At 57.9% G+C, this 22,264-nt stretch carries 17 protein-coding genes; 6 read left to right on the plus strand and 11 right to left on the minus strand.

What is annotated here, in order from left to right:
- The first annotated feature begins 67 nt into the window (after positions 1-67).
- The 4 genes from ggt (at position 68) to AC2FJE_RS17265 (ending at position 7,285) form a co-directional block, all read left to right on the plus strand.
- On the plus strand, positions 68-1,861 hold the full coding sequence (gene ggt / locus AC2FJE_RS17250) for a gamma-glutamyltransferase (RefSeq protein WP_282169010.1): 1,794 nt from the start codon (positions 68-70) through the stop codon (positions 1,859-1,861).
- Between the two features lie 24 nt (positions 1,862-1,885).
- Entirely contained in the window at positions 1,886-3,292 is a 1,407-nt protein-coding gene (locus tag AC2FJE_RS17255) for an FAD-binding oxidoreductase (RefSeq protein ID WP_496761223.1), read from the plus strand.
- A gap of 100 nt (positions 3,293-3,392) precedes the next feature.
- Positions 3,393-4,640 (plus strand): hypothetical protein, encoded by a 1,248-nt coding sequence (locus AC2FJE_RS17260; RefSeq protein WP_496757469.1) that lies wholly within the window; start codon positions 3,393-3,395, stop codon positions 4,638-4,640.
- A 137-nt stretch (positions 4,641-4,777) separates the two neighbouring features.
- On the plus strand, positions 4,778-7,285 hold the full coding sequence (locus tag AC2FJE_RS17265; RefSeq protein WP_496757472.1) for a GcvT family protein: 2,508 nt from the start codon (positions 4,778-4,780) through the stop codon (positions 7,283-7,285).
- A gap of 36 nt (positions 7,286-7,321) precedes the next feature.
- On the opposite strand, the gene AC2FJE_RS17270 is transcribed toward AC2FJE_RS17265, so the two are convergent.
- The 3 genes from AC2FJE_RS17270 to AC2FJE_RS17280 all read right to left on the minus strand — a co-directional run bounded on the left by AC2FJE_RS17270 (position 7,322) and on the right by AC2FJE_RS17280 (position 9,443).
- A complete protein-coding gene (locus AC2FJE_RS17270) occupies positions 7,322-7,657 on the minus strand; it encodes a carboxymuconolactone decarboxylase family protein (RefSeq protein ID WP_058275472.1) in 336 nt (111 codons plus the stop codon).
- A gap of 68 nt (positions 7,658-7,725) precedes the next feature.
- Entirely contained in the window at positions 7,726-8,379 is a 654-nt protein-coding gene (locus tag AC2FJE_RS17275; RefSeq protein WP_496757474.1) for a DUF938 domain-containing protein, read from the minus strand.
- On the minus strand, positions 8,376-9,443 hold the full coding sequence (locus AC2FJE_RS17280) for an NAD(P)/FAD-dependent oxidoreductase (protein WP_496757479.1): 1,068 nt from the start codon (positions 9,441-9,443) through the stop codon (positions 8,376-8,378). Before AC2FJE_RS17280 ends, AC2FJE_RS17275 begins: the two co-directional genes overlap by 4 nt.
- A 180-nt stretch (positions 9,444-9,623) precedes the next feature.
- Here AC2FJE_RS17280 and AC2FJE_RS17285 point away from each other — a divergent pair, with 180 nt between their 5' ends.
- A complete protein-coding gene (locus AC2FJE_RS17285) occupies positions 9,624-10,028 on the plus strand; it encodes a hypothetical protein (protein WP_370246295.1) in 405 nt (134 codons plus the stop codon).
- A 3-nt stretch (positions 10,029-10,031) separates the two neighbouring features.
- Complete coding sequence (locus AC2FJE_RS17290) at positions 10,032-11,264, plus strand: HlyD family secretion protein (RefSeq protein WP_282118935.1); 1,233 nt, start codon at positions 10,032-10,034, stop codon at positions 11,262-11,264.
- Positions 11,265-11,306: 42 nt separating this feature from the next.
- On the opposite strand, the gene AC2FJE_RS17295 is transcribed toward AC2FJE_RS17290, so the two are convergent.
- From AC2FJE_RS17295 to xdhA, 8 genes are all read right to left on the minus strand, one after another.
- Positions 11,307-12,674, minus strand: a complete 1,368-nt coding sequence (locus AC2FJE_RS17295; protein WP_496761225.1) for an MFS transporter — start codon at positions 12,672-12,674, stop codon at positions 11,307-11,309.
- Between the two features lie 166 nt (positions 12,675-12,840).
- Complete coding sequence (locus AC2FJE_RS17300) at positions 12,841-13,914, minus strand: BMP family ABC transporter substrate-binding protein (protein ID WP_496761226.1); 1,074 nt, start codon at positions 13,912-13,914, stop codon at positions 12,841-12,843.
- 35 nt (positions 13,915-13,949) lie between these two features.
- Positions 13,950-14,870, minus strand: coding sequence for an ABC transporter permease (locus AC2FJE_RS17305; protein WP_108859238.1), 921 nt, complete (start codon positions 14,868-14,870; stop codon positions 13,950-13,952).
- 3 nt (positions 14,871-14,873) lie between these two features.
- A complete protein-coding gene (locus AC2FJE_RS17310) occupies positions 14,874-15,956 on the minus strand; it encodes an ABC transporter permease (protein WP_058276029.1) in 1,083 nt (360 codons plus the stop codon).
- A gap of 63 nt (positions 15,957-16,019) precedes the next feature.
- Complete coding sequence (locus AC2FJE_RS17315; protein ID WP_058275481.1) at positions 16,020-17,537, minus strand: ABC transporter ATP-binding protein; 1,518 nt, start codon at positions 17,535-17,537, stop codon at positions 16,020-16,022.
- A complete protein-coding gene (gene xdhC, locus AC2FJE_RS17320; RefSeq protein WP_282169002.1) occupies positions 17,534-18,469 on the minus strand; it encodes a xanthine dehydrogenase accessory protein XdhC in 936 nt (311 codons plus the stop codon). The genes AC2FJE_RS17315 and xdhC overlap by 4 nt, the downstream gene beginning before the upstream one ends.
- Positions 18,469-20,871, minus strand: a complete 2,403-nt coding sequence (gene xdhB / locus AC2FJE_RS17325; RefSeq protein ID WP_496757493.1) for a xanthine dehydrogenase molybdopterin binding subunit — start codon at positions 20,869-20,871, stop codon at positions 18,469-18,471. The genes xdhC and xdhB overlap by 1 nt, the downstream gene beginning before the upstream one ends.
- Positions 20,868-22,229, minus strand: a complete 1,362-nt coding sequence (gene xdhA / locus AC2FJE_RS17330) for a xanthine dehydrogenase small subunit (RefSeq protein WP_282169000.1) — start codon at positions 22,227-22,229, stop codon at positions 20,868-20,870. The genes xdhB and xdhA overlap by 4 nt, the downstream gene beginning before the upstream one ends.
- Positions 22,230-22,264 lie beyond the last annotated feature (35 nt).

Genomic DNA, 22,264 nt, shown 5'->3' on the forward strand with positions numbered 1-22,264 from the left:
TCAGGTGTTTCCCGTGTTTTGATGCGGGCGGTGCCAATTTACACACGCATATTTTCAGGAGGATACGATGAAACGAAGTCTGATTTCGGGAGTGTTGCTGTCGGCGGTGGTGCTGGCAGGACCATTGACTGCTCAGGAAACGGCGGATGCCGTTGCGCCCGAAGGCGCGTCCGAGGGGCAGGTGCAAGGCCTGACCGAAGAGGTGATCGCTGCGCTTGAGGCCAAGATGGCAGGGCAGCCGGTCACATCTGAAAACTGGATGGTCGCTGCTGCGAATCCATTGGCGGTTGAAGCAGGCGCAAAGGTTTTGCGCGCTGGCGGGTCGGCGGCTGATGCAATGGTCGCCGTTCAGGTTGTGCTGGGGTTGGTCGAACCGCAATCGTCGGGCCTTGGTGGCGGTGCATTTTTGGTTTGGTATGACGCTGCATCGGGCAAGCTGACCACACTGGACGGGCGTGAAACGGCCCCGCTTGAGGCGAACCACAGGCTGTTCCATGACGAAAACGGCGAACCGCTGAAGTTCTTTGATGCAGTTGTCGGCGGATTGTCGGTGGGCACACCCGGGACACCGGCCTTGCTGGAAGAGGCACACCGGCGCTGGGGCCGCAGTCCCTGGCCAAGCCTGTTTGCCGATGGCATCGCGTTGGCGGACGACGGCTTCTTGGTATCTCCGCGCCTTGCTGGCCTGGTCGAAAAAGATGCCGAACGCCTGTCGCGCTTTCCTGCAACCGCAGAATATTTCTTGCCCGACGGTAAGCCGCTTGAGCAGGGGCAACGCCTGACCAACCCGGCCTATGCCGAAACTCTGCGTATTTTGGCCGACGAAGGCTCGGCTGGCTTTTATGGTGGTGAAGTTGCCGCTGGCATCGTCAGCACCGTACGCAACGCCGAAGGCAACCCGGGCGTTCTGTCGGGAATTGATCTGGCGCTGTATCAGGTGATCGAGCGTGAACCAGTGTGCGCTACCTATCGCGCCTATGAGGTCTGCGGCATGGGCCCACCATCGTCAGGCGCGCTGACTGTCGGTCAGATTCTGGGCATGCTGGACGGCTATGATCTGGCTGCAATGGGCCCCGAAGACACCAATGCATGGCGCCTGATCGGTGATGCCTCTCGTTTGGCTTTCGCAGATCGCGGTCGCTATATGGCCGATCATGATTTTGTTCCCATGCCCACACAGGGCTTGGTTGATCCATCTTATCTGTCCGACCGTGGCGCTCTGTTAGGCGGAGAAGCCGCCCTGACAGAGGTCGCACCGGGTAACCCCGAGTTTGATCATGCGTCGAATTGGGCCGACGATGTCTCGATCGAGTTACCCTCAACCTCGCATATCTCGATCGTTGATCAGTACGGAAACGTCCTGTCGATGACGACGACGATTGAGAACGGGTTCGGTTCACGACTGATGACAAACGGGTTTCTGCTAAACAACGAATTGACGGACTTCTCGTTCAAAACGCACAGTGACGGTGTTCCAATTGCCAACCGGTTGGAGCCTGGCAAACGCCCACGTTCGTCGATGAGCCCGACAATTGTGATGCAGGACGGCGCGCCTGTTCTGGCCATCGGATCGCCGGGCGGTAGCCGTATCATCGGCTATGTTGCCAAGTCGATCATCGCATGGGCAGATTGGGACATGGATGTGCAGCAAGCTCTTTCACTACCGCATCTCGTCAATCGTTTTGGCACTTATGATGTCGAAGTGGGAACCGCCGCCGAAGGATTCTCGGACCCGCTAATCGAGCTGGGTTTTGAAGTAAACCCGCGCGACCTGACATCGGGCCTGCATGCGATTGAGATCGGGGATGTGCTGGTCGGCGGTGCCGATCCACGTCGTGAGGGAATTGCGCTGGGCGAATAGCCCGGCGTTTCAAAGGGGAAGACCATGGTGCAGGCAGTCGCTTTGCCGCGAAATGAAGTGGGGATCGAGGCAGCTGTCGGCATCCTGAAACAAAAGTTTGGTGACCGGTTGCAAACCGGTCAGGCAATCCGCGAACAACATGGTCACACGACCACCTGGATCGAAAACCAATCCCCGGATGCCGTGGTTTTTCCGCATTCCACGGAAGAGGTCTCCGAGATCGTCAAAACCTGCGCCATGCACAAGGTACCGGTGATTGCATTTGGTACGGGTACATCGTTGGAGGGTCACGTGAACGCCCCTGCTGGTGGTATCTCGGTTGACCTGACCCAGATGAACAAGGTGCTGGCTGTGAACCCGGGTGATCTGGATTGCGTCGTACAGCCGGGTGTGACGCGCGAAGACCTGAATACCCATTTGCGGGATCAGGGTTTGTTCTTTCCGATTGACCCCGGCGCGAATGCTTCGTTGGGCGGAATGGCGGCGACGCGGGCGTCCGGGACCAACGCGGTGCGCTATGGCACGATGAAGGACAATGTCCTTAGTCTTGAGGCGGTCATGCCGGATGGGCAGATCATCCGAACCGGGCACCGGGCCAAGAAATCCTCGGCGGGTTACGACCTGACCCGACTGCTGATCGGGGCCGAAGGGACGCTGGGAATCATCACCGAACTTACCCTGCGCCTGCAGGGCATCCCCGAGGCGATCACCTCGGCCCGTTGTTCATTTCCGTCTGTGGATGCGGCCTGTCAGGCTGTCATGATGACGATCCAATATGGTGTTCCGGTGGCGCGGATTGAGCTGCTGGATGAAATGTCGGTCCAGGCCGCTAATGCCTATTCCGGGCTGAGCCTGCCGGAAACGCCATTGCTCTTGCTCGAGTTCCACGGATCGGAAAACGGTGCGGTCGAACAGTCCGAAACCTTCAACCAGATCGCGGAAGAGTTCGGTGGCACCGATTTTGCGGCGACCTCAACGACTGAGGAACGCAATAAACTCTGGCAAGCCCGGCATGATATGTACTGGGCTTCCTTGCAACTGCGTCCGGGCGCGCGGGGAATTTCCACGGATGTCTGCGTCCCGATCTCGCGTTTGGCAAAGTGCGTCACAGCGACTCAGGACAAAGCGCGTGAGCTAGGACTTATGGCCCCCGTGGTTGGGCATGTCGGGGATGGCAACTTTCATTCCTTGCTGCTGATCGACATGGAAAACGCGGACGAAGTCAGCAAAGCTGACCAATTCGTCGGTTGGCTGAATGATCTGGCTATTTCGATGGAAGGCACGTGCACGGGCGAACATGGGATCGGACAGGGCAAACAGCCCTACCTGGTCAAAGAGCTCGGACCAGCGGTCACGTATATGACTGCCATCAAAAAGGCACTGGACCCCGATAACATCATGAACCCCGGAAAGATCCTGTCGAACACGTAGAAACGGCGCATCCTTGGGAATTCCGCCTCAGAGCCACAAGGGTGCCCAATTCTGCTGCTATCAATTGCGAAAATGAGGAGCAATTGATTTTGAGGTCATAATGGGCGCGCTAAGGTTCATTGGGTTTGCGTTGATAGTTGGTCTGGTCCTTGCGGGGCTAGATTACTTCCAGCAGGACAAAAAAACAGACGGTACGCTTTCGTTGAGCGGTTATGTTGAAACCATCTCAGCTCGGTTCGATCAAAGCCAAAAAGAGCGGGAAGTGAAACAAGCGGCGCGAGAACGTCAAAAGCTATGGGATGCCGGTGCAAAAGCCTTTCTTCCGAGCCCCCCAGAAGGGTGGGCGCAATATGCCCTGACCGAGCCCGACGCCAAGGCAGTCTCCAGAGTTCTTTCAGAATTTGGGGCAGTACCCCTTATCAGTTCGATCAGCGGGCCCGCCGAATTGCTTCAGCTCAACGCTGCCGGTAAAGACGGTGCGCTTCGAAAGCTGGATGAGACAGGCACTGTTTACGCAAAAGAAGGTGAACTGATCTGGCTTGATATCACCCTCAAACCCCAAGCGGCACGAAACACATTGGCCGGATTGGCATTGAGTGCGCAGGATGCGTTTCTGGATGGGATGAAGGCCGAACAAGGGTATGCGGTGATTGACGGCGTCGCTTTCATCGAAACAATCGGAAATCTGCTGGATGATGGCAAAAAGACCAACTACCGCGCATTCAGAGGCCGTATCGGTTTTGATCAAGAGGTGGTTATCCGCCTTCATGCAGATGCCAGCGATGCGACGATCCGAGAGTTTCTTGGCCTCGTCGATTACGCAGGCCTGAACGCATTGCTGCCGCATCCGGCCCTGGTTGTCGGCAACGGAATCGAAGTTCCCCTGATCCGGCAGCCCGAAATAGCGGATGAAATGCACGATCTCTATGAAACGATGCAAATCGCGCAGCTAAGGTTGGGTCAGGAAAAGCTGGAAAATCTGGATGCGGCCGCTTTGGTAGCGAACACGCTAAGCAGTTCGGGCTTTAATTCCGAGGGCGTCATGGACATCACCAACGGCGAAGTCTTCGAAAATCAGGAACTGTCGCAGCTATCTTACATTCGCACACAGAACCTGCTGCTTGCCTCCGCGTTGAGCGAGGTGGAAACCGAAGTGGCCAGCACAGGTGGTATCGGCGGGTTCATTAAGGGATTGATGGGCAAAGTGGCCCACGCCAACGCGAACGCGGATGAGCCCGAACCTCAGGTTGCCCCATCGGCTGAGGTCAAGGTCAGGAAGGGCGGTTTGGGTAAGTCATCCTGTGCCACGTTGGGCAGCAGCAAACGGTGCTCTGTCGGGGGCAACTGAAACCCTTCGCACGAAAAATCGACGCTCTGCGCCGTGCACGGGTCGTTTTCTTTATATCACTGGTCGGATGAATGTCGCGCCGGGGCATTCAAATGCGCCATATGGTGTCAACTGAATTCAAGGGGAGACGCCCGGTAATGAAAACCCAAGTCAAAGCACTGGTTGTTGGCGGCGGTGCCGTCGGCACTTCGATTGCATATCACCTGGCCAAGGCAGGCTGGGACGATGTGATGCTAGTTGAACGGGATGAGCTGACCTCAGGGTCCACATGGCACGCAGCGGGGCTGTTGCCGCTGTTCAACATGTCTTATGCGACGACACACATCCACAAGTACTCGGTCGACTTCTACAAGCAGCTTGAGGAAGAAACCGGTTTGAACGCGGGCTTTGCCGTAGTTGGCAATCTGCGCATGGCACAGACGCAAGAGCGCATGGATGAATACATGCTCTATGCGTCGACGGCTGAGACTTGTGATGTCGCATATGAATGGCTGACCCCTGATCAAATCAAGGAACGCTGGCCACTGATCGAGACTTCGGATCTGAAGGGCGCGATTTATCACACCGAAGACGGTTATATTAACCCCGCTGACGTGACCCAGGCGATGGCCAAGGGCGCCCGTCAGCGCGGTGTGGATATTGTCCGTAAGATGCAGGCCGATGCCTTCCACTGGAATGGCACTCATTGGGAAGTCACCTGCACCAAAATGGTCGAGAAGGGCGGTAACCTCATTCCGTCGGATGAGCAGGTGGTTATCACCGCCGAGCATGTCGTGACCGCATCGGGCAACCACGCGCAGCGGACCGCCAATATGCTGGGCATCAAAATGCCCGCAATTCCGGTCGAGCACACCTTCATCGTCATGGACAAAGACCCAGAGTTGGTCAAATGGCGTGAAGCGGGCAACCCCGAACACCCTGTTGTCCGTGATGCTGACAACGAATCTTATGCACGCGAGGAGCGCGGCGGTTGGATTTTGGGGATCTATGAACATGGTGCGCCGGCGCAGTTCGAACATGGTGTACCGGACAGCTTCCGTGCTGATCTGTTCCCGCTCGATCTCGACCGGATTGCAGACCAGTATATGGCAATGGCCGAGCGCGTGCCGTCCTGTGCCGATTCCGGCTTGAAAGACGATTTCAACGGCCCGATCTGCTACACGCCCGACGGCAACCCGCTGGTTGGTCCCGCGCCTGGCTTGCGCAACATGTGGCTGGCCGAGGGGTTCTCGTTCGGTATCACCGCCGCAGGCGGCACCGGCTATTATCTGGCGCAGATGATGGTCGACGGCGAAGCCGAGATCGACATGGCTTCGCTGGACCCCAAACGTTACTCGTCGAACTGGATGACCACCGAGTTTGCAGCACGTAAGAATGAAGAGTGCTATGAGCACGTCTATATCCTGCACCACCCCGACGAAGAGCGCGCGGCCTGCCGCCCGCTGCGGACTGTTCCGGCCTATGACCGTCAGAAAGCGCGTGGCGCACAGTTTGGCTGGGTTAACGGCTGGGAGCGCCCGAACTATTTCGGTCCGCTGGATGCACCCGAAAACTTCGACCATGATGCCCGCTCGTTCCGCCGCGGTGGCTGGTGGCAGCATGCCGTTGACGAAGCAAAGGCGATCCGCGAAGGCGTTGGCCTGATCGACGCATCGGCCTTCACAAAGCATGTCGTCAAAGGCCCCGGTGCGACCCAGTTCCTGGATTGGTTCACCTGCAACAAGCTGCCCAAGGTCGGTCGTATTAACCTGACCTACGCGCTGACCTCGCACGGTACCACCCGCACCGAATACACCATCGTCCGTAACGGCGAGAACAACTACTACATTGTCTCTGCCGGTGCCTGGACTGAGTACGACGCCGATTACCTGCGCAAGGCGGCCGAGGACAAGATGGAGGAGTTCGGTTACATCGAGATCCAGGACGTGACCACTCAGTGGGGCGTTTTTGCCATCGCCGGACCCAAATCGCGGGACGTTCTGAAAGAGGTCATCAAAGACGCCGATCCGGAAACCGCACTGTCCAACAAGCGCTTCCCATGGCTGTCGGCCCGTCAGATCGAACTGGGCATGTGCCCGGTCAACGCGATCCGCGTGGCCTATACCGGTGAGCTTGGCTGGGAACTGCACCACCCGATTGAGATGCAGAACTACCTGTTCGACCTGCTGGAAAAAGCTGGTGAGAAACACGGTATGAAGCTGGTCGGTGCCCGCGCCCAGAACTGGCTGCGTCAGGAGAAATCCTATCGCGCCTTCGGCACCGAGCTGGGCCGCGACGCGACCCCGCTGGAAGCCGACCTGCCGCGCTTTGTCGACCTGTCCAAAGACTTCTATGGCAAGGCCAAGCTGGAAGAGACTGGCGTTCGCGTGAAATGCTGCACCTTGCTGATCGATGGACCGGAGGATGCCGATCCGTGGGGCCGTGAAGTGCTGTATACGCCGGAAGGCGAACGCGTCGGTCGTCTGACCTCGGGCGGTTATTCGGTGGCCTTCGAGAAATCCATCGGCATGGGCTATGTGAAGCCCGATCTGGCGGTCGAAGGCACCAAGCTGAAGGTCAAGCTTCAGGACAAACTGTGGGATGCGGTTGTCACCTGCGACAGCCCCTATGATCCGAAAAACGAAACCATCCGCAAGGACGGCTGACTAAGCAAAGGTCCCGGAGATCTCCGGGGCCTTTCTTCATACTGATAGCTCGTCAAAGCATTCCAACGCCTTGGCCGCATACATCATCGACGGTCCTCCGCCCATTTGAATGGCCATGGCCAGAACGTCTGACACTTCTTCGCGGCTTGCTCCGGCATTGATCAGAGCTTCGGTGTGTAGCGTTATACAAGGTTCGCAGCGGGCAGCGATGGACATACCCAAAGCGATCAGCTCTTTGGTTTTGTAGTCCAGCGAACCGCCTTCTTTGACGGTTTTTCCCAGCGCACCGAAGGCACGGGCGGTATCAGGGATTGCAGCGTTGAGGTTGCGCAGATTGTTGCGCGTATCCGAGAGCTTGTCTTGCCAGTTCATTAGTGGGCTTCCTTTAAACATATCACCTTGTGAATATGTTCGTGGAAGCCGCCTGACTTTGATCTTGATCAGACTTCAGGTCTTTCAGCGATAAATGCCAGGTTGTTTGCCGGCATTTTAACAGCACCGATTAAATTCAGTTGAACTCGACGCAGCAGGTCCAGAATGTCGGCGTCATCCTTGTATCCGATGTCCGGGTCTTGTTGGCTCAACGCAGCATGAAAGTTCTGGTCTCCGGTACTGGTTAACCGACCGCCGCGCATGAATGGCCCGTAGAGGATTAGCCGACCGCCCGGGTTCAGCGCCAGCGCGGCCTCGGTCACCAAGGCTTCCACCTCCGACCAGCTGATCAGATGCAGCAAGTTGATCAAGAGGATCAGGTCACTTCCCCCGTGAACAGAATGCCAACCGGGTTGGACCGCATCGAGTTCTATCGCCGGGGCTATGTTTTCTACGCCTTCGGCATACGCGTCGATTGAAGCGCGTCGTTCAGTGTCAATCTCGCTGGGTTGCCAATTCAGGCCGGGCAGTCGATTTGCAAAAGCCACGACGTGCTGCCCTGTACCACTGGCCAGTTCCAGCGCGCGACCGGACACAGGGGCGAACTGAGCCAGCAGATCACACAGCGCGTCGGCATTCCTGCTGGCCGCCGGAGCGACCAATTTTTGCCCATCGGATACCGTCGCCACGCTGGCATTTACGGGAAGTTTGCGTTTCGTCATCCACGTAACCTTTCTGGCCTTAGGGCGGAAACGCTCGCCGCCTCCAATTCTGAACGAGCACCAGTCGTCAAATCTGCCACCAGCTGTGAGGCCGCCGGTGCCGTTTGAAAGCCATAACCACCTTGCGCAGCCGACCAGATAAACGTGGGTTCGGCGGGGTCGGGGCCTAAGACCAGCGTACCATCCGGCGCAAAGCTGCGAAGCCCAGCCCAGTTCGCCTCGACCCTTGTGACCGGCTCGGTCACCATCGCTTCGTACCTCGCCAGACCCTCGGCCAACACCATGTCGTCCGCATAGGCATCATGGGGAAAGGTCGGGTCAGCCTCGCAAGGGGAAACGATCAGCTTTCCGGCATCCGGTTTCGCATACCAACCTTCGCCAGCGCCCAACATCAAAGGCCAACCCGTCACGTCATGACCAGCAGGGGCGCGAATACGGGCCACTGATCGTCGGCGCGGTTCTATGCCGATCGGTGTAACGCCGACCATCATGGCGATCTCATCCACCCACGCGCCTGCGGCATTAACAAGGGCTCGGGCCTCGAAGGTTTCTGCCGCTTCGACAAGCCAGTGTCGGGCTTTGATGATGCCGTTGACCTTCTGACGGGTCAGAACCAAGCCGTCGTTGGCCCGGATTACACGTGCGAAATCTTGCATCATCCGGTCGGTATCAATGTCAAAAGCAACGCTGCTGGCGGCGGCAAACCCAACAGTCTGTGGGTTCAGTATCGGAACCCGCGAAATGGCCTCGTCAACCGAGATTTCTGACAGACGAAGGTCAGCCTGATCCTGAAGAAACGCGTCCCGTTGATCATGCCCGGCAATCAGCATCAACCCGCGTGGCGACAGATAGCCGTTCGATCTGAGGTAAGCTTCGCTCGCTGCATTCAGGGTCTTGACGGAAGGTGGTCCATACCCCTTTTCAAACAACGCCGCTGACCGGCCAGAGGTGTGATATCCCAGCGCGTCTTCGCCTTCGAGCACGACGACATGACCATGTTCGGACAAACGCGCGCCCGCGCTTAATCCGGCGATGCCGCCACCGATGACCAGGAAATCGATCATGTTAGAAACTCCGCCCTAGGATCACCCCAAAACGGGTGGATTTGAGATCTGCTTTTATTCATGCGCAAAGCTTCGCATGCGTAACACTATTGGAAAAGAGGCGTAATTTCCGCAATGTAAACTTGAACCAAAGAGACCGGCCTGTTTTTAGTGCAGCTATCATCGGAATCGGAGAAAGACGTGACACCGGCAGAATTACATCCAATGGCCACGGGGCATATCCCCTCATACGTCACGCAGGCAGATGGCAGCGACTTTTTGCTGACCTTCATGTTTGTTTTTACCGTTTTGGTGATCGTTCTGATCGGAGTTGGCTACTTTACGCTGCACTCCATCCCGGAAAAAATCGCGCATGAATCCAACCACCCTCAGTTTCAGCTTGTGGGGATATTGGCGCTGTTGGCTCTGTTTACCCACAATGGTCTGTTCTGGGTGGCGGCCATTCTTGTAGCCGGATTCCAGTTCCCGGATGTCGCCGCCCCCTTGCGCGCCATTGCCGACGCAATCCGATCCTTGGGCAATCAAGGCAACGATGTTCCTGCCCCAGCGACCCCATCGCAACCGACCGCGCAGCAGGAGCAGTAAGAGATGCTTGAAACACTGATGTGCGCGCTGGTCACCGTGTTGCCGGATTACTTATTTCGCCGTTACGTACAGGGCAAACGTATAGGCCATGAAATCACACTGTTCACCATGTGGTATGAACTGCGTTGGGGCCTGACCACCTGCGCCATTCTTGCGCTGACCGTGATCACCACGCTGTTTTACTTCCACCCTGCCAGTAAAACGGCGGCGTCCTATTTCCGAACGGTGACAATTCTGCCTCAACTCGGCGGTCGCGTGTCCGAAATTTACGTCACCAACAATCAGCAGGTCACTGCCGGCCAGCCGATTTTCCGGATCGAGGATTTCACCCAAACCGCACAGGTCGAGGCCGCGCACGCGCAGATCGCGCAGGTTCAGGCCTCGCTGAAAGTGGCGGAAACCGATCTGGCCGAGGCCGACGCAGGCATCGCAGGCGCGCGCGCTGCATTGGATCAATCGCTTGAGGATTTGGAGCGTAACACCACCCTGCGGGACGAAGGCTCCAGCGCCGTGCGATTGGCCGAAATCGACCGGTTGGAAAACCTTGTTGCCGAGCGTGAAGCGCAGCTGACCGCATCGCGATCCCGCCGTGCCGCCGTGGTGCAGCAGATCGAAGAACTGATCCCGGCCCAACTGGCCAGCGCCAACGCCCAGTTGGACGCCGCGCTGACCGAGCTGGACAAAACACTCGTAAGCGCAGGTGTGACCGGTCGGGTTGAACAATTTGGCCTTCAGGTGGGCGACTATGTCAGTCCTTTGCTGCGGCCTGCGGGCATTCTGGTTCCGTCAAGCTCGGGCCATAACCGGTTTCAGGCTGCATTCAACCAGATGGCCGCTCAGGTCATCAAGCCGGGCATGATCGGAGAGTTGGGCTGCATGACCAAGCCCTTCACCGTGATCCCGATGGTTGTGGTTGAGGTGCAGGATGTCATCCCGTCAGGTCAGATACGTCCCACAGATGAGCTGCGCGATGTTCAGACCAACAAGGTGCCCGGCTCGATTTTGGTCTATATGGAGCCGCTGTACAAAAACATGGCCGATGACATACCGCCCGGCAGCAACTGTCTGGCCAATGTCTACACCGATAACCATGAACGGCTTGAGCATGAGGATTTGGGATTCTGGCACGCCGCCGCCTTGCATGTGATCGACACGATCGGTGTTGTTCATGCTGCAGGTCTGCGCCTGCGTCTGATCCTGATGCCGGTGAATACGCTGGTGCTGACCGGGCATTGATCCATTCAAGCGTTTTGATTTCAGATCCGGCCTGTGTGAGGTTTAAACCGCTGGGCGGCCGGGTTTGTTATCTAAGGCGAGGGACGCGTAAGCAAATGCGAGAACGCAGACAGCGAATGCCGCAACAAAACAGAAAACCAGAGTGAACGAGCCAGTTATGGCAAAAACCGAACTGCCCAGGGCCATCCCGACCGTACCGCCCAGCAGCTGAAATGTCATCGAGATGCCACTTGCCTGTCCGTGCAGAGCTTGTGGTACCATAGACATGATGGCCCGCCTTGGGGGGACAAACAGAAACGGCACGCAACAACCCCAAAGGAAGTAACCAGCATAGATCAGCGCGGCGACGTCCAAATGCATTCCCAGTGCGACAATAAGTATGGCAATCGTACCCAGCGCTGTACCTGTCAGAGAAGGGCCGCGAGAGCCAAATTTATCAGCAATTTTCCCCGCCATCGGGGCAATGAAAATCTGCGGAAAAGCAATCGGCAACAGGGCGACACCAGCAGTCAGCGGTGAAAACCCGAGCTTTGATTGAAAGTAGGATGCGCCGAACACGAACAGAGTAATCTTGCCGAATTGTGCGGTGAACAGGATCATGTTTGAAGCAGCAAACCCGGGGCCGGCAAAAAGGGAGATGGCAATCAGAGGCGATGTTGCCCTCTGTTCGACGCGGACAAATAACACCAAAAAAATAAGACCCGCTGACAGGGCCATAAGAACTTCGGGCTGTGCCCAGCTTCTGTCCGGGCCCTCCATGACACCAAACACAATAGCCGCCAACCCCGTCACCAATAGAATTAGGCCTTTCAGGTCGAACTCGCGCTCCCGTTGGTGTGGCGGGTCCCGCCAGAAAGCCCTTGCGACCAGAGCGACCACAAGCACGATTGGGGGGTTGACCCAGAAGATCCAGCGCCAAGACAGATATTCGGTCAGAACGCCTCCAACCAGCGGACCCATTGACAGGAATACTGTCCCGATCCCGCCATATAAACCCAGTGCCAGCCCGCGTTCCTTTTCGTCAAAAGACTGGATCAGAACCACTAGCGACAGCGGGAAAATCAGTGCTGCACCGATGCCCTGTGCGGCGCGCGCTGTTAGCAGTTCAAATCCGCTTTCGGCAAACCCTCCCAGCGCAGAGGATAAGCCGAAAATCAATAAACCCGCACTGAGCAAAACACGAATGCCCAGAACATCGCCCAATCGTCCTGCTGCGCCCGCAAAACAAGCCAACACCAGCAGATAGATATTCACCACCCAATGCGCTTCCAGCAGAGACAGGCCAAGCTCATCGCGGATGGTCGGAAGCGCGACGCTGACGACCGTTTCGTCCAGCAGAATAACACCCAAGATGGCGCCCATTGCGCCGAGTATCCACCAGCGGCTGTGGTCTTGCGCTTTGATCTCCATGGGATTTTTACGTTTCGTGTTGAGACAGGTAAAACATTAACCCCATCAGGTCCGTCGTGTCTGCAATCGTCAAGACAGTAATTAGTTAAGGTTAGGCGAGGTGCTCCCATAGAAACGAAAAAGGGCCAGCCTAATGGCCAGCCCCTCAACGTGTTCGTGCAAAGGTTTACTGCGGAATTTCGCCTTCCAAACCTTCAACGTAGAAGTTCATACCAGCCAGCGTGCCGTCATCGGCGGTTTCGCCTTCAGCCAGCCAGTCGCTGCCGTCTTGCTTTTTGATCGGGCCTGTGAAGGGATGGTATTCACCCGCTGCCATGACGGCTTTCATCGCCAGTGCTTCCTCTTTGATATCGGCCGGAACGGCGTCTGAAATCTCACCGATCTCAACCATGCCTTCCTTGATACCGTCCCAGGTGTTCACGGTTTCCCATGACCCATCCATGACAGCTTGGGTACGTGCGATGTAGTAAGGCGCCCAGTTGTCGATGATCGAAGAGACGCGCGGCTTGGGAGCATATTCGCTCATGTCCGAGGCCTGACCGAAAGTGATCACGTTGCCTGCCTCTTGTGCGGCGGCCTGCGGCGCGGTCGAGTCGGTGTGCTGCAGGATCACGTCCGCACCTTGTTCGATCAGAACGGTTGCGGCATCAGCCTCTTTCGCCGGGTCGAACCAAGTGTAGGCCCAGATGATCTTGAACTCGACATCCGGGTTTACCTTTTTGGCATGGATGTAGGCCGAGTTGATGCCGCGGATCACTTCGGGGATTGGGTAGGAGCCAATGTATCCGATGATGTTCGACTCGGTCATTTTACCCGCGATGTGGCCCTGAACGGCACGACCTTCGTAGAAACGGGCGGAATAGACGGACACGTTCGGGGCGGTCTTATAGCCGGTCGCGTGCTCGAACTTCACGTTCGGGAATTTCTTGGCCACGTTGATGGTCGGGTCCATGTACCCGAACGAGGTGGTAAAGATCAGGTCAGCGCCTTCAAGCGCCATCTGCGTCATCACACGTTCCGCGTCCGGGCCTTCGGGAACGGACTCAACAAACACGGTCTCGACTTTGTCGCCGAATTCTTTCTCAACCGCCAGACGGCCTTTGTCATGTTCATAGGTCCAGCCGCCGTCGCCCACCGGACCGACATAGACAAAGCCTACTTTTGTTTTGTCCTGTGCGACCGCGCCGGTCGCAAGACCCAGCACCATGGCGGCACTGGCAAGAAGTGAAGTGAATTTCATGTGGTTACTCCCCAAGTTGGTTCATTTGGCCCCGTCTAGTGCGAGGCGTGGAAGGTCCGGCCCAGTGAGGCAGGTGCGCTGCTCTTGTCGGCCGAAAGGATCACAAGCACAAGGATCGTGATGATGTAGGGCGACATTGCCAGATACTCGACTGGGATGGCAACGCCTGCGGCCTGCAGATTAAGCTGCAACACCGTGATTCCGCCAAACAAATAAGCACCCAGCAAAGCACGCCATGGTTTCCAGCTGGCAAAGACCACCAGCGCAAGCGCGATCCATCCAACACCGGCGGTCATGCCCTCGGTCCACTGCGGAACGCGGATCAGGCTGATATAGGCTCCACCGAGGCCAGCGCAGGCGCCACCAAACAGGATCGCCAGGATGCGGATTTTGATGACCTTGTAGCCCAGGGCGTGTGCGGCGTCGTGGTTTTCACCCACTGCACGCAGGATCAGACCGACGCGGGTGTATTTCAGCGTGGCCCAGACGGCTGCAACCAGCGCGATGCCCAGATACAGGATCGGATCATGCTGGAACAGGATGGGGCCGATCACCGGAATATCGCTGAGCAACGGGATATGGATATCTCCCATGCTGGGCGGTTTGACACCTACATAGCTTTGACCCATCAGTGCGCTGAAGCCTAGGCCGAACAGGGTAAGTGCAAGACCACTGGCCACCTGGTTCGCCAGCGCAAACTGCGTCAGCAGGACGAACAGCAGGGACAGAACCGCGCCACCAATGGCTGCTGCAATGAACCCCAGCCAGGGTGATCCTGTTTCGACAGAGATCGCAAATCCGCTGATTGCGCCGACGATCATCATGCCCTCTACGCCAAGGTTCAGAACACCTGCTTTTTCGACGACAAGCTCTCCGATCGCCGCCAGCAGCAGGGGGGTTGCGGCCACCATAAGCGAGGCGACCAGAAGTACGGGATTGATTTCACCTAGGTCCATGGGTCACGCCACCTCATTACGGGCCGCACGGATGCGGTAGTTGGTCAAAAGATCGAAAGCCAGCAGGAAGAACAGGAGCATGCCCTGAAAGACCTGAATGGCAGCAGCGGGCAGGCCCAACTGGGATTGCGCGATTTCGCCGCCAATATAGGTCAACGCCATCAAGCCACCTGCCAGCAGGATACCCACCGGATGCAAACGGCCCAGAAAGGCCACGATGATCGCGGTAAAGCCGTAGCCCACGTTAAAGTCGATGCTGACCTGACCTGATGGGCCTGCGACCTCGAACATCCCCGCCAACCCGGCCAGGGCACCGGACATGCCCAGACAGAACAGGATCAGACGTGCCGGGTTTACACCCGCGAACTTCGCCGCCCGAGGCGCTTCACCCGTCAGGCGAATGTGGAAGCCCAGCATGTGACGGTTCAGCAGGACATAGGCAAAAATCACAGCGATCAGCGCGGTCACCACACCCCAGTGCATACCCGATCCGGCGATCAACTCAGCGTTATGCGCGCTTTCATAGGATTGCAGGTTGCGCGATCCGGGAAAGCCGAACCCTTCGGGGTTCTTCAGCAGACCAAGCGAAACCGAAGCCAGCATCTGCTCGGCCACGTAGACCAGCATCAGTGAAACGAGAATTTCGTTGGTGCCAAAACGCACCTTCAGGAAGGCCGGGATTGCCGCCCAAAGCCAACCGCCAAATGCGCCGGCGATCACCATGATCGGGAAAACGTAGAACGCGTCCAGCGGATAGAAGGCCAGACCTGCTCCGGCACCAAAGATAGCGCCCATGATGTATTGCCCTTCGGCGCCGATATTCCAGATACCTGCACGGAAACCTAAGGACAGGCCAATGGCGATCAGAACCAGCGGCGCGCCTTTGACCAGCAATTGTGGACGGTAGTAGAAAGCGAACTCGCCAAACAGCGGCTCCCAGAAAATGGTGCCAATGGCTTGGATCGGGTTCTTGCCCAGAATGGCGAACAGGATGCCGCCGAAAACCATGGTTGCCAGCACGGCCACCAAAGGGGTCGCGTAAGACCACGCTTTGGACGGCTGCGGCCGTTTCTCCAACACAATCATCTGCTCATTCCCCCAGTTTCTTCATCTTTTTGTAAATTTTCCCGCCGAAGGCGGTCCGACGGATTAAACATGGGCCACCTCCATGCCATGCGCGCCGCCCATCATCAGGCCGATTTCGTCGACCGTCAGACCCGTGGTCGTACGCGGAGCGCTGAGCCGCCCTTCATTGAGCGCTGCAAAGCTGTCCGATATCTCCATCAGCTCATCCAGATCTTGCGATATGCAGATGACTGCGGTGCCTTTGGCGGCCAAATCCAGAATGGCCTGGCGGATCGAGGCCGCGGCGGCCGCATCCACGCCCCATGTCGGTTGGTTCACAACCAGAACGTCCGGGTTTTGCAGGACTTCGCGCCCAATGACAAACTTCTGCAGGTTGCCCCCTGACAGAGATCGTGCTGCGTTTTCTGGCCCCGGTGTGCGGACGTCAAAGGCACTGATGATCTTTTCGGCAAAGCTCTTGGTTTCTGCCCATTTGAGGAATCCGTTGTTCTCAAGTCCTTCCCGGACCGATCCAGTCAGCAAAGCGTTTTCGGTCAGGCTCATGTCAGGGGCGGCCGCATGTCCCAACCGCTCTTCCGGAGCGGTCAGAACGCCCAGCTTGCGGCGCGCGGTCGGCCCCAGTTTTCCGATCGGCTGGCCGTTGAACTTAATCGCGTCGGGTGCTGTGGTGATCTCGCCTGACAGAACGCCCAACAATTCGTCCTGGCCGTTGCCCGCGACACCGCCGACGCCCAGAACTTCGCCCTTACGGACGGTCATGTGGACATTCTTCAACGCGGTACCGAACTCGGATGGTGATGGAACTGACAAACCGCTGACATCCAGGGCGACCTCACCGAACTCACGCCCCGAACGCTCCGGTGTTTGCAGGGTCGAACCCACCATCATCTCGGCCATATCCCGCGCTGAGGTCTCAGCTGGAACGCATTCGCCGACATTCTTACCCAAACGCAGGATTGTGGCGTGGTCGCACAGTGTGCGGATTTCTTCCAGCTTGTGCGAGATATACAGGATCGAAGTACCTTCGGACCGCAATTTGTTCAGCGTTTCAAACAGAATGTCGACTTCCTGAGGTGTCAGAACCGATGTCGGCTCATCCATGATCAGCAGCTTCGGATCCTGTAACAGGCAGCGGATGATTTCGACCCGCTGACGCTCACCCGCGGACAGATCGCCGACGGTGCGATAGGGATCCAGTGGCAGACCGTAAGTTTCCGAAACTTCGCGAATACGCGCCGCCAGATCGCCCATGGCTGGTGGGTTTTCCATCCCCAAGGCGATGTTTTCGGCCACGTTCAATGCGTCGAACAACGAGAAGTGCTGGAACACCATCGCGATCCCGTCCGCCCGTGCGGCGCGGGGTTCGGGTGGTGCGAAGGCTTGTCCGCGCAGCAGCATGGTGCCGCTGTCGGGCTTCACCAGCCCATAGATCATCTTTACGAGAGTGGATTTTCCGGCACCATTTTCGCCCAGTAAGGCGTGAACCTCACCCTCACCGATGTCAAAGGACACCTGATCATTGGCCACGACGCCGGGATAGGCTTTAGTCAGCCCTTGTAAGCTTAGAAGTGGAGTGGTCACGCGCTCAGGTCCTTCTTTATTTCGTTTTGCCGGGCAGGGCGCAGGATCTGCACCGCGACACCAACTGCGATCATCTGCGGGTGTTTACCCAAGGCTGGATTTCCGATTGGGCAGGTGATCCGGCCAATCCGCTCGGGCGCATGTCCCAAAGCGGCCAGCCGGGATCGGAACCGCGCCCATTTCGTAGCCGAGCCAATCAGGCCCGCAAAGCGGAAATCATGCAAAAGCAACCTGTTGCATAGCTCCAGGTCCAGATTGTGTGAATAAGTAAGCACAAGGTGCTCGGCATCACGCGGCGCATGGCGAACCAGCTCGGCCGGTTTGCTTGCCGGAACGACGGTTACGCCTGCGGGCACCGTTTCGGGAAAACGCTCAGGCCCGGTATCGACCCATGTGATCGACAGATCGGGCAACGGTGACAGGACATCGACCAGAGCCCGGCCAACGTGACCAGCACCCCATATCCACAGATTGCGCGCCGGTTCGTGAACGGGTTCGACCATCCAGCCGTCAATCAGCTGCGGTTCGGGCGCAACACCTTGACCGCGGGCCTGCGACAACAGTCGCTTGACCGAAAGCGGCATCGCACCACCTGAAGCCGAGCGCGCAATGACTGCATCATCCAGCCGGTCGACGGCCGCAAGATCGTAGATTTCACTCAGCAGAGTTACTGCACCGCCACAACACTGGCCCATATCCGGGCCGAGGGCATGGTGCGTTTGGCGCATGGGCGCTGCTTGGGATCGAGCTGCTTCAGCCGCCTGATACTCCAACGTGCCACCGCCGATGGTGCCCGACTGCCCGTTCTCCCAAACAAGCATTGCAGCGCCAACTTCACGGGGGGATGACCCCTTGATCCCGGCGATAACCACCCGGGTCACCTTGCCGTGGGTTTTGACCGCCTCCCTCAAAGCCTCTCGATCAAATCCCATCAGGTCTCTCCCTTTACCCGCTGGACACCCTTCCAGACTTCTTCAGCCGTGGCGGGTGCATCCAGTGCCGGATAGCTGTCCCCGCAGGAAGCCACCGCATTCGACAGGGCAAGCCACGCGGAAATACCCAGCATGAACGGCGGCTCTCCGACCGCTTTTGAGCGATAGATCGTGTCCTCGCGGTTTTCACCGCTCCAGAGCGCGACATTGAAAACATCAGGCCGGTCCGAGCAAGCGGGGATCTTGTAGGTCGACGGCGCATGCGTGCGCAGATTGCCCTTGCCGTCCCAGACAAGTTCTTCCGTGGTCAGCCATCCCGCACCCTGTACGTATGCGCCTTCGACCTGCCCAATATCCAGCGCCGGGTTCAGCGACGCGCCTGCATCATGCAGGATATCCGTCCGCAAAATGCGGTTCTCGCCTGTCAGTGTATCGATCGCGACTTCGGTAATCGACGCGCCGTAGGCGAAATAAAAGAACGGACGCCCCCGGCCTTTGATCCGGTCCCACTCGATCTTGGGTGTCTTATAAAACCCGGTCGCAGACAGGCTGACCCGGCCCTGATAAACCAGCGCAGCTGCTTCTGAGAATGTGTAGCGCTCTACGCCGACCGAGACGTGGCCATCAGAGAACGTCACCGTTGAGGGATCGGCCTGATGTCGATGCGCCAGATAGTCAGCCATCCGGTCGCGGATCGTGTCGCAGGCCGCTTTGACCGCCATACCGTTCAGGTCACTGCCCGAGGACGCGGCCGTAGCCGAGGTATTCGGCACCTTGGCGGTGTCGGTCGCGGTGATTTTCACCATCTCCAACGGAATACCAAAGCGGGACGCGGCCACTTGCGCGACCTTTTGGAAAAGACCTTGCCCCATCTCGGTGCCGCCGTGGTTCAGGTGGACCGAGCCGTCCTGATACACATGCACCAACGCGCCCGCCTGGTTCAGATGGGTCAACGTAAACGAAATGCCGAACTTAACCGGAGAAAAGCCGATGCCTTTCTTGATCACGCTGTTCTCGGCGTTCCACTTCTGGATGGCTGCCTTGCGCGCGTTGTAGTCGCTGGATTGCAGCAACTTGGCAGTCATGCCGTGCAGTTCGAAGTCACTGACCTCCATCCCGTACGGCGTGGTATTGCCACCTGCGGGCAAGGGACGCACCGGGGCGTTGCCCATCTCAACCGCGCCTCGGCTGGTCAGGTCCTCGTGCGGGTCAGGATGGCCCAGCGGCTTTTCAGCGATCACGGGATCCGCAACAACATGCGCCGGCTCATAGTAGTTCCGGCGACGCAATTCGACCGGGTCCATGCCCAGTTCATACGCGGCGTGATCCATCACGCGTTCGATCCCGACCATACCCTGAGGTCCGCCGAACCCGCGATAGGCGGTAGCGGATTGAGTGTTAGTCTTCAGCCGGTGGCTTTCGATCCGGGCATTCGGCAACAGATAGGCATTGTCCGAATGCAGCATCGCACGGTCCGCGACCGGCAGGGACAGATCCTGTGCCCAACCACAAATCGCATGATGCAGGAAGGAAACGCCTTGGATGTGGCCGTTCTCATCAAATCCGGCCTTATATGCAATCCGGAACGCGTGGCGCTTGCCGGTTATGATCATGTCATCATCGCGGTCATAGCGCATCTTGCAGGCTTTGCCGGTTGCACGTGCCGCGATAGCGCAGGAAACAGCCAAAGCGTTGCCCTGACTTTCCTTGCCGCCAAAGCCGCCGCCCATACGGCGCGTTTCAACGCGAACCGCGTGCATCGGAACACCCAGAGCGTCCGCTACTTTGTGCTGAATCTCGGTCGGGTGCTGGGTCGAAGAATGCACCAACATATCCGCGCCCTCATTGGGCACGGCCAGTGCAGCCTGACCTTCCAGATAGAAATGCTCCTGACCGCCAAGCTCGAATCCACCTTCGATCACATGCGCCGAACCCGCAATGGCCGCATCCGCATCGCCCTTGGCGTAGATGCGCGGACCGTCCTCGAACCGACTGTCTGCGGCAAGCGCCTCTTCAACCGTCAGGATTGGGGTCTCTTCGGCATAATCGATCTGGCCCAAACGCGCCGCTTTCCGCGCGGCAAGGTGGCTGGTCGCAATGACGAGGAAAACGGGCTGCCCGATATAGTGCACCGTGCCATCAGACAGCAGAGGTTCATCATGGATCGACGGTGAGACGTCATTGGCAAATGGCAGATCGTCGGCTGTCATCACCATGACGACACCTTCAGCTGCCTTCACCGCCGACAGGTCCATCGTGGTGATCTTACCCTTGGCAATCGGGCTAATTCCAAAGGCTAGATGCAACGATCCTTTGGGTGTCGGAATGTCATCTACATAGCGTGCGGTTCCCGCGACATGCAGTGGCGCCGCGTCATGAGGGAGGGGTTTGGTCACGCTCATGCGGATACCTCCAATACATTTGTCACTTCGCCTTGATCCTCAAGGAAATATCGTTCGAGCAGCGCTTTGGCGGTCTGCAGCCGATAGTTGGCCGATGCGCGCATGTCCGTCATTGGCGTGAAATCACTGTCGAAGGCCGGAATAGCGGACCGAACAGTCTCATGCGTCCATGGCTTGCCAACCAGCGCGGCTTCGACATTTGAAGCCCGTTTGGGAGTTCCGGCCATACCACCAAAGGCAATACGGGCATCAGCAACCATACCGTCCGAAACAGAGATGTTGAAACACCCACACACGGCTGAGATATCCTGATCGAACCGTTTGCTGAGTTTGTAGGCCTTCAAACGATCCGCCTGACGCGGAAAACTTACGGATTCGACAAACTCGCCAGGTGTCCGGTCTTGTTTGCCGTAGTCGATAAAGAAGTCCTCCAATGCGACCGAGCGACGTTCGTCGCCATTGCGCAGTTGTAGCGTTGCGCCCAGGGCGATTAGTGCGGGCGGGTTGTCTCCGATGGGCGAGCCGTTTGCGATATTGCCGCCCACGGTGGCCGCGTGCCGCACCTGAACGCTGGCGTAACGGCGGATCATCTCGGCGTAGGACGGGTGCAGGTCCGCCAGTGCTTCGCCCATCCGGTTCATGTCGACCATCGCGCCGAACAGAACCTCGTCATCCGTGATGGTGATCTCTTTCAGATCATCACAGCGGTTCAGAAAAATCACTGGGTCGAGGTCACGCAGTTGCTTGGTCACCCAAAGCCCAACGTCCGTCGCGCCGGCGACCAGAGTGGCGTCCGGGTGTTCCGCGTAGATTTTGGCCAATTCATCCGAAGACTCCGGCAACATCTGCGATGTGACCCGCGTGGCGACTGGCTTGTCTTTCACCCAAACTGGCACGGGAACTTCTTCGGCAGCCTTAGCGGCGCGAATGATCGGCGCGTAACCGGTGCATCGGCACAGGTTGCCAGCAAGCTGGGTGTCGTGATCCGTCGCGCCATTTGTATGACTTGCCACCATCGACATAACGAAACCGGGGGTGCAGAAGCCACATTGCGAGCCGTGCAGATCCACCATCGCCTGCTGGGCTGGGTGCGCCTCGCCGTTGGGGCCACTGGCGCCTTCGACCGTGCGAACCGCCTTACCATGCAGTTGAGGCAGAAACAGGATGCAGGAATTCAGCGCCTTGTGGCCACCTTCATCCGTCACCATGACAGTGCATGCCCCGCAATCGCCTTCGTTGCAGCCTTCTTTGGTGCCGGTCAGGCCGCGATCCTCACGCAGCCAATCCAGCAGGGTCGCTGTCGGATTGACATCCGCCAGTTCCACTGTCTCTCCGTTCAGAAGAAACGTGATATTCATTCGAGAAACCCGTCGCCTTACCCGGTTGCGCCCTT

The sequence above is a fragment of the Ruegeria sp. CDSC002 genome (genome assembly GCF_059610905.1).

Excerpts from the sequence above, each read along its gene's own strand:
- ggt (WP_282169010.1), top strand. The coding sequence starts at position 68 with ATGAAACGAAGTCTGATTTCGGGAGTGTTGCTGTCGGCGGTGGTGCTG.
- AC2FJE_RS17255 (WP_496761223.1), top strand. The coding sequence starts at position 1,886 with ATGGTGCAGGCAGTCGCTTTGCCGCGAAATGAAGTGGGGATCGAGGCA.
- AC2FJE_RS17260 (WP_496757469.1), top strand. The coding sequence starts at position 3,393 with ATGGGCGCGCTAAGGTTCATTGGGTTTGCGTTGATAGTTGGTCTGGTC.
- AC2FJE_RS17265 (WP_496757472.1), top strand. The coding sequence starts at position 4,778 with ATGAAAACCCAAGTCAAAGCACTGGTTGTTGGCGGCGGTGCCGTCGGC.
- AC2FJE_RS17270 (WP_058275472.1), bottom strand. The coding sequence starts at position 7,657 with ATGAACTGGCAAGACAAGCTCTCGGATACGCGCAACAATCTGCGCAAC.
- AC2FJE_RS17275 (WP_496757474.1), bottom strand. The coding sequence starts at position 8,379 with ATGACGAAACGCAAACTTCCCGTAAATGCCAGCGTGGCGACGGTATCC.
- AC2FJE_RS17280 (WP_496757479.1), bottom strand. The coding sequence starts at position 9,443 with ATGATCGATTTCCTGGTCATCGGTGGCGGCATCGCCGGATTAAGCGCG.
- AC2FJE_RS17290 (WP_282118935.1), top strand. The coding sequence starts at position 10,032 with ATGCTTGAAACACTGATGTGCGCGCTGGTCACCGTGTTGCCGGATTAC.
- AC2FJE_RS17295 (WP_496761225.1), bottom strand. The coding sequence starts at position 12,674 with ATGGAGATCAAAGCGCAAGACCACAGCCGCTGGTGGATACTCGGCGCA.
- AC2FJE_RS17300 (WP_496761226.1), bottom strand. The coding sequence starts at position 13,914 with ATGAAATTCACTTCACTTCTTGCCAGTGCCGCCATGGTGCTGGGTCTT.
- AC2FJE_RS17305 (WP_108859238.1), bottom strand. The coding sequence starts at position 14,870 with ATGGACCTAGGTGAAATCAATCCCGTACTTCTGGTCGCCTCGCTTATG.
- AC2FJE_RS17310 (WP_058276029.1), bottom strand. The coding sequence starts at position 15,956 with ATGATTGTGTTGGAGAAACGGCCGCAGCCGTCCAAAGCGTGGTCTTAC.
- xdhC (WP_282169002.1), bottom strand. The coding sequence starts at position 18,469 with ATGGGATTTGATCGAGAGGCTTTGAGGGAGGCGGTCAAAACCCACGGC.
- xdhB (WP_496757493.1), bottom strand. The coding sequence starts at position 20,871 with ATGAGCGTGACCAAACCCCTCCCTCATGACGCGGCGCCACTGCATGTC.
- xdhA (WP_282169000.1), bottom strand. The coding sequence starts at position 22,229 with ATGAATATCACGTTTCTTCTGAACGGAGAGACAGTGGAACTGGCGGAT.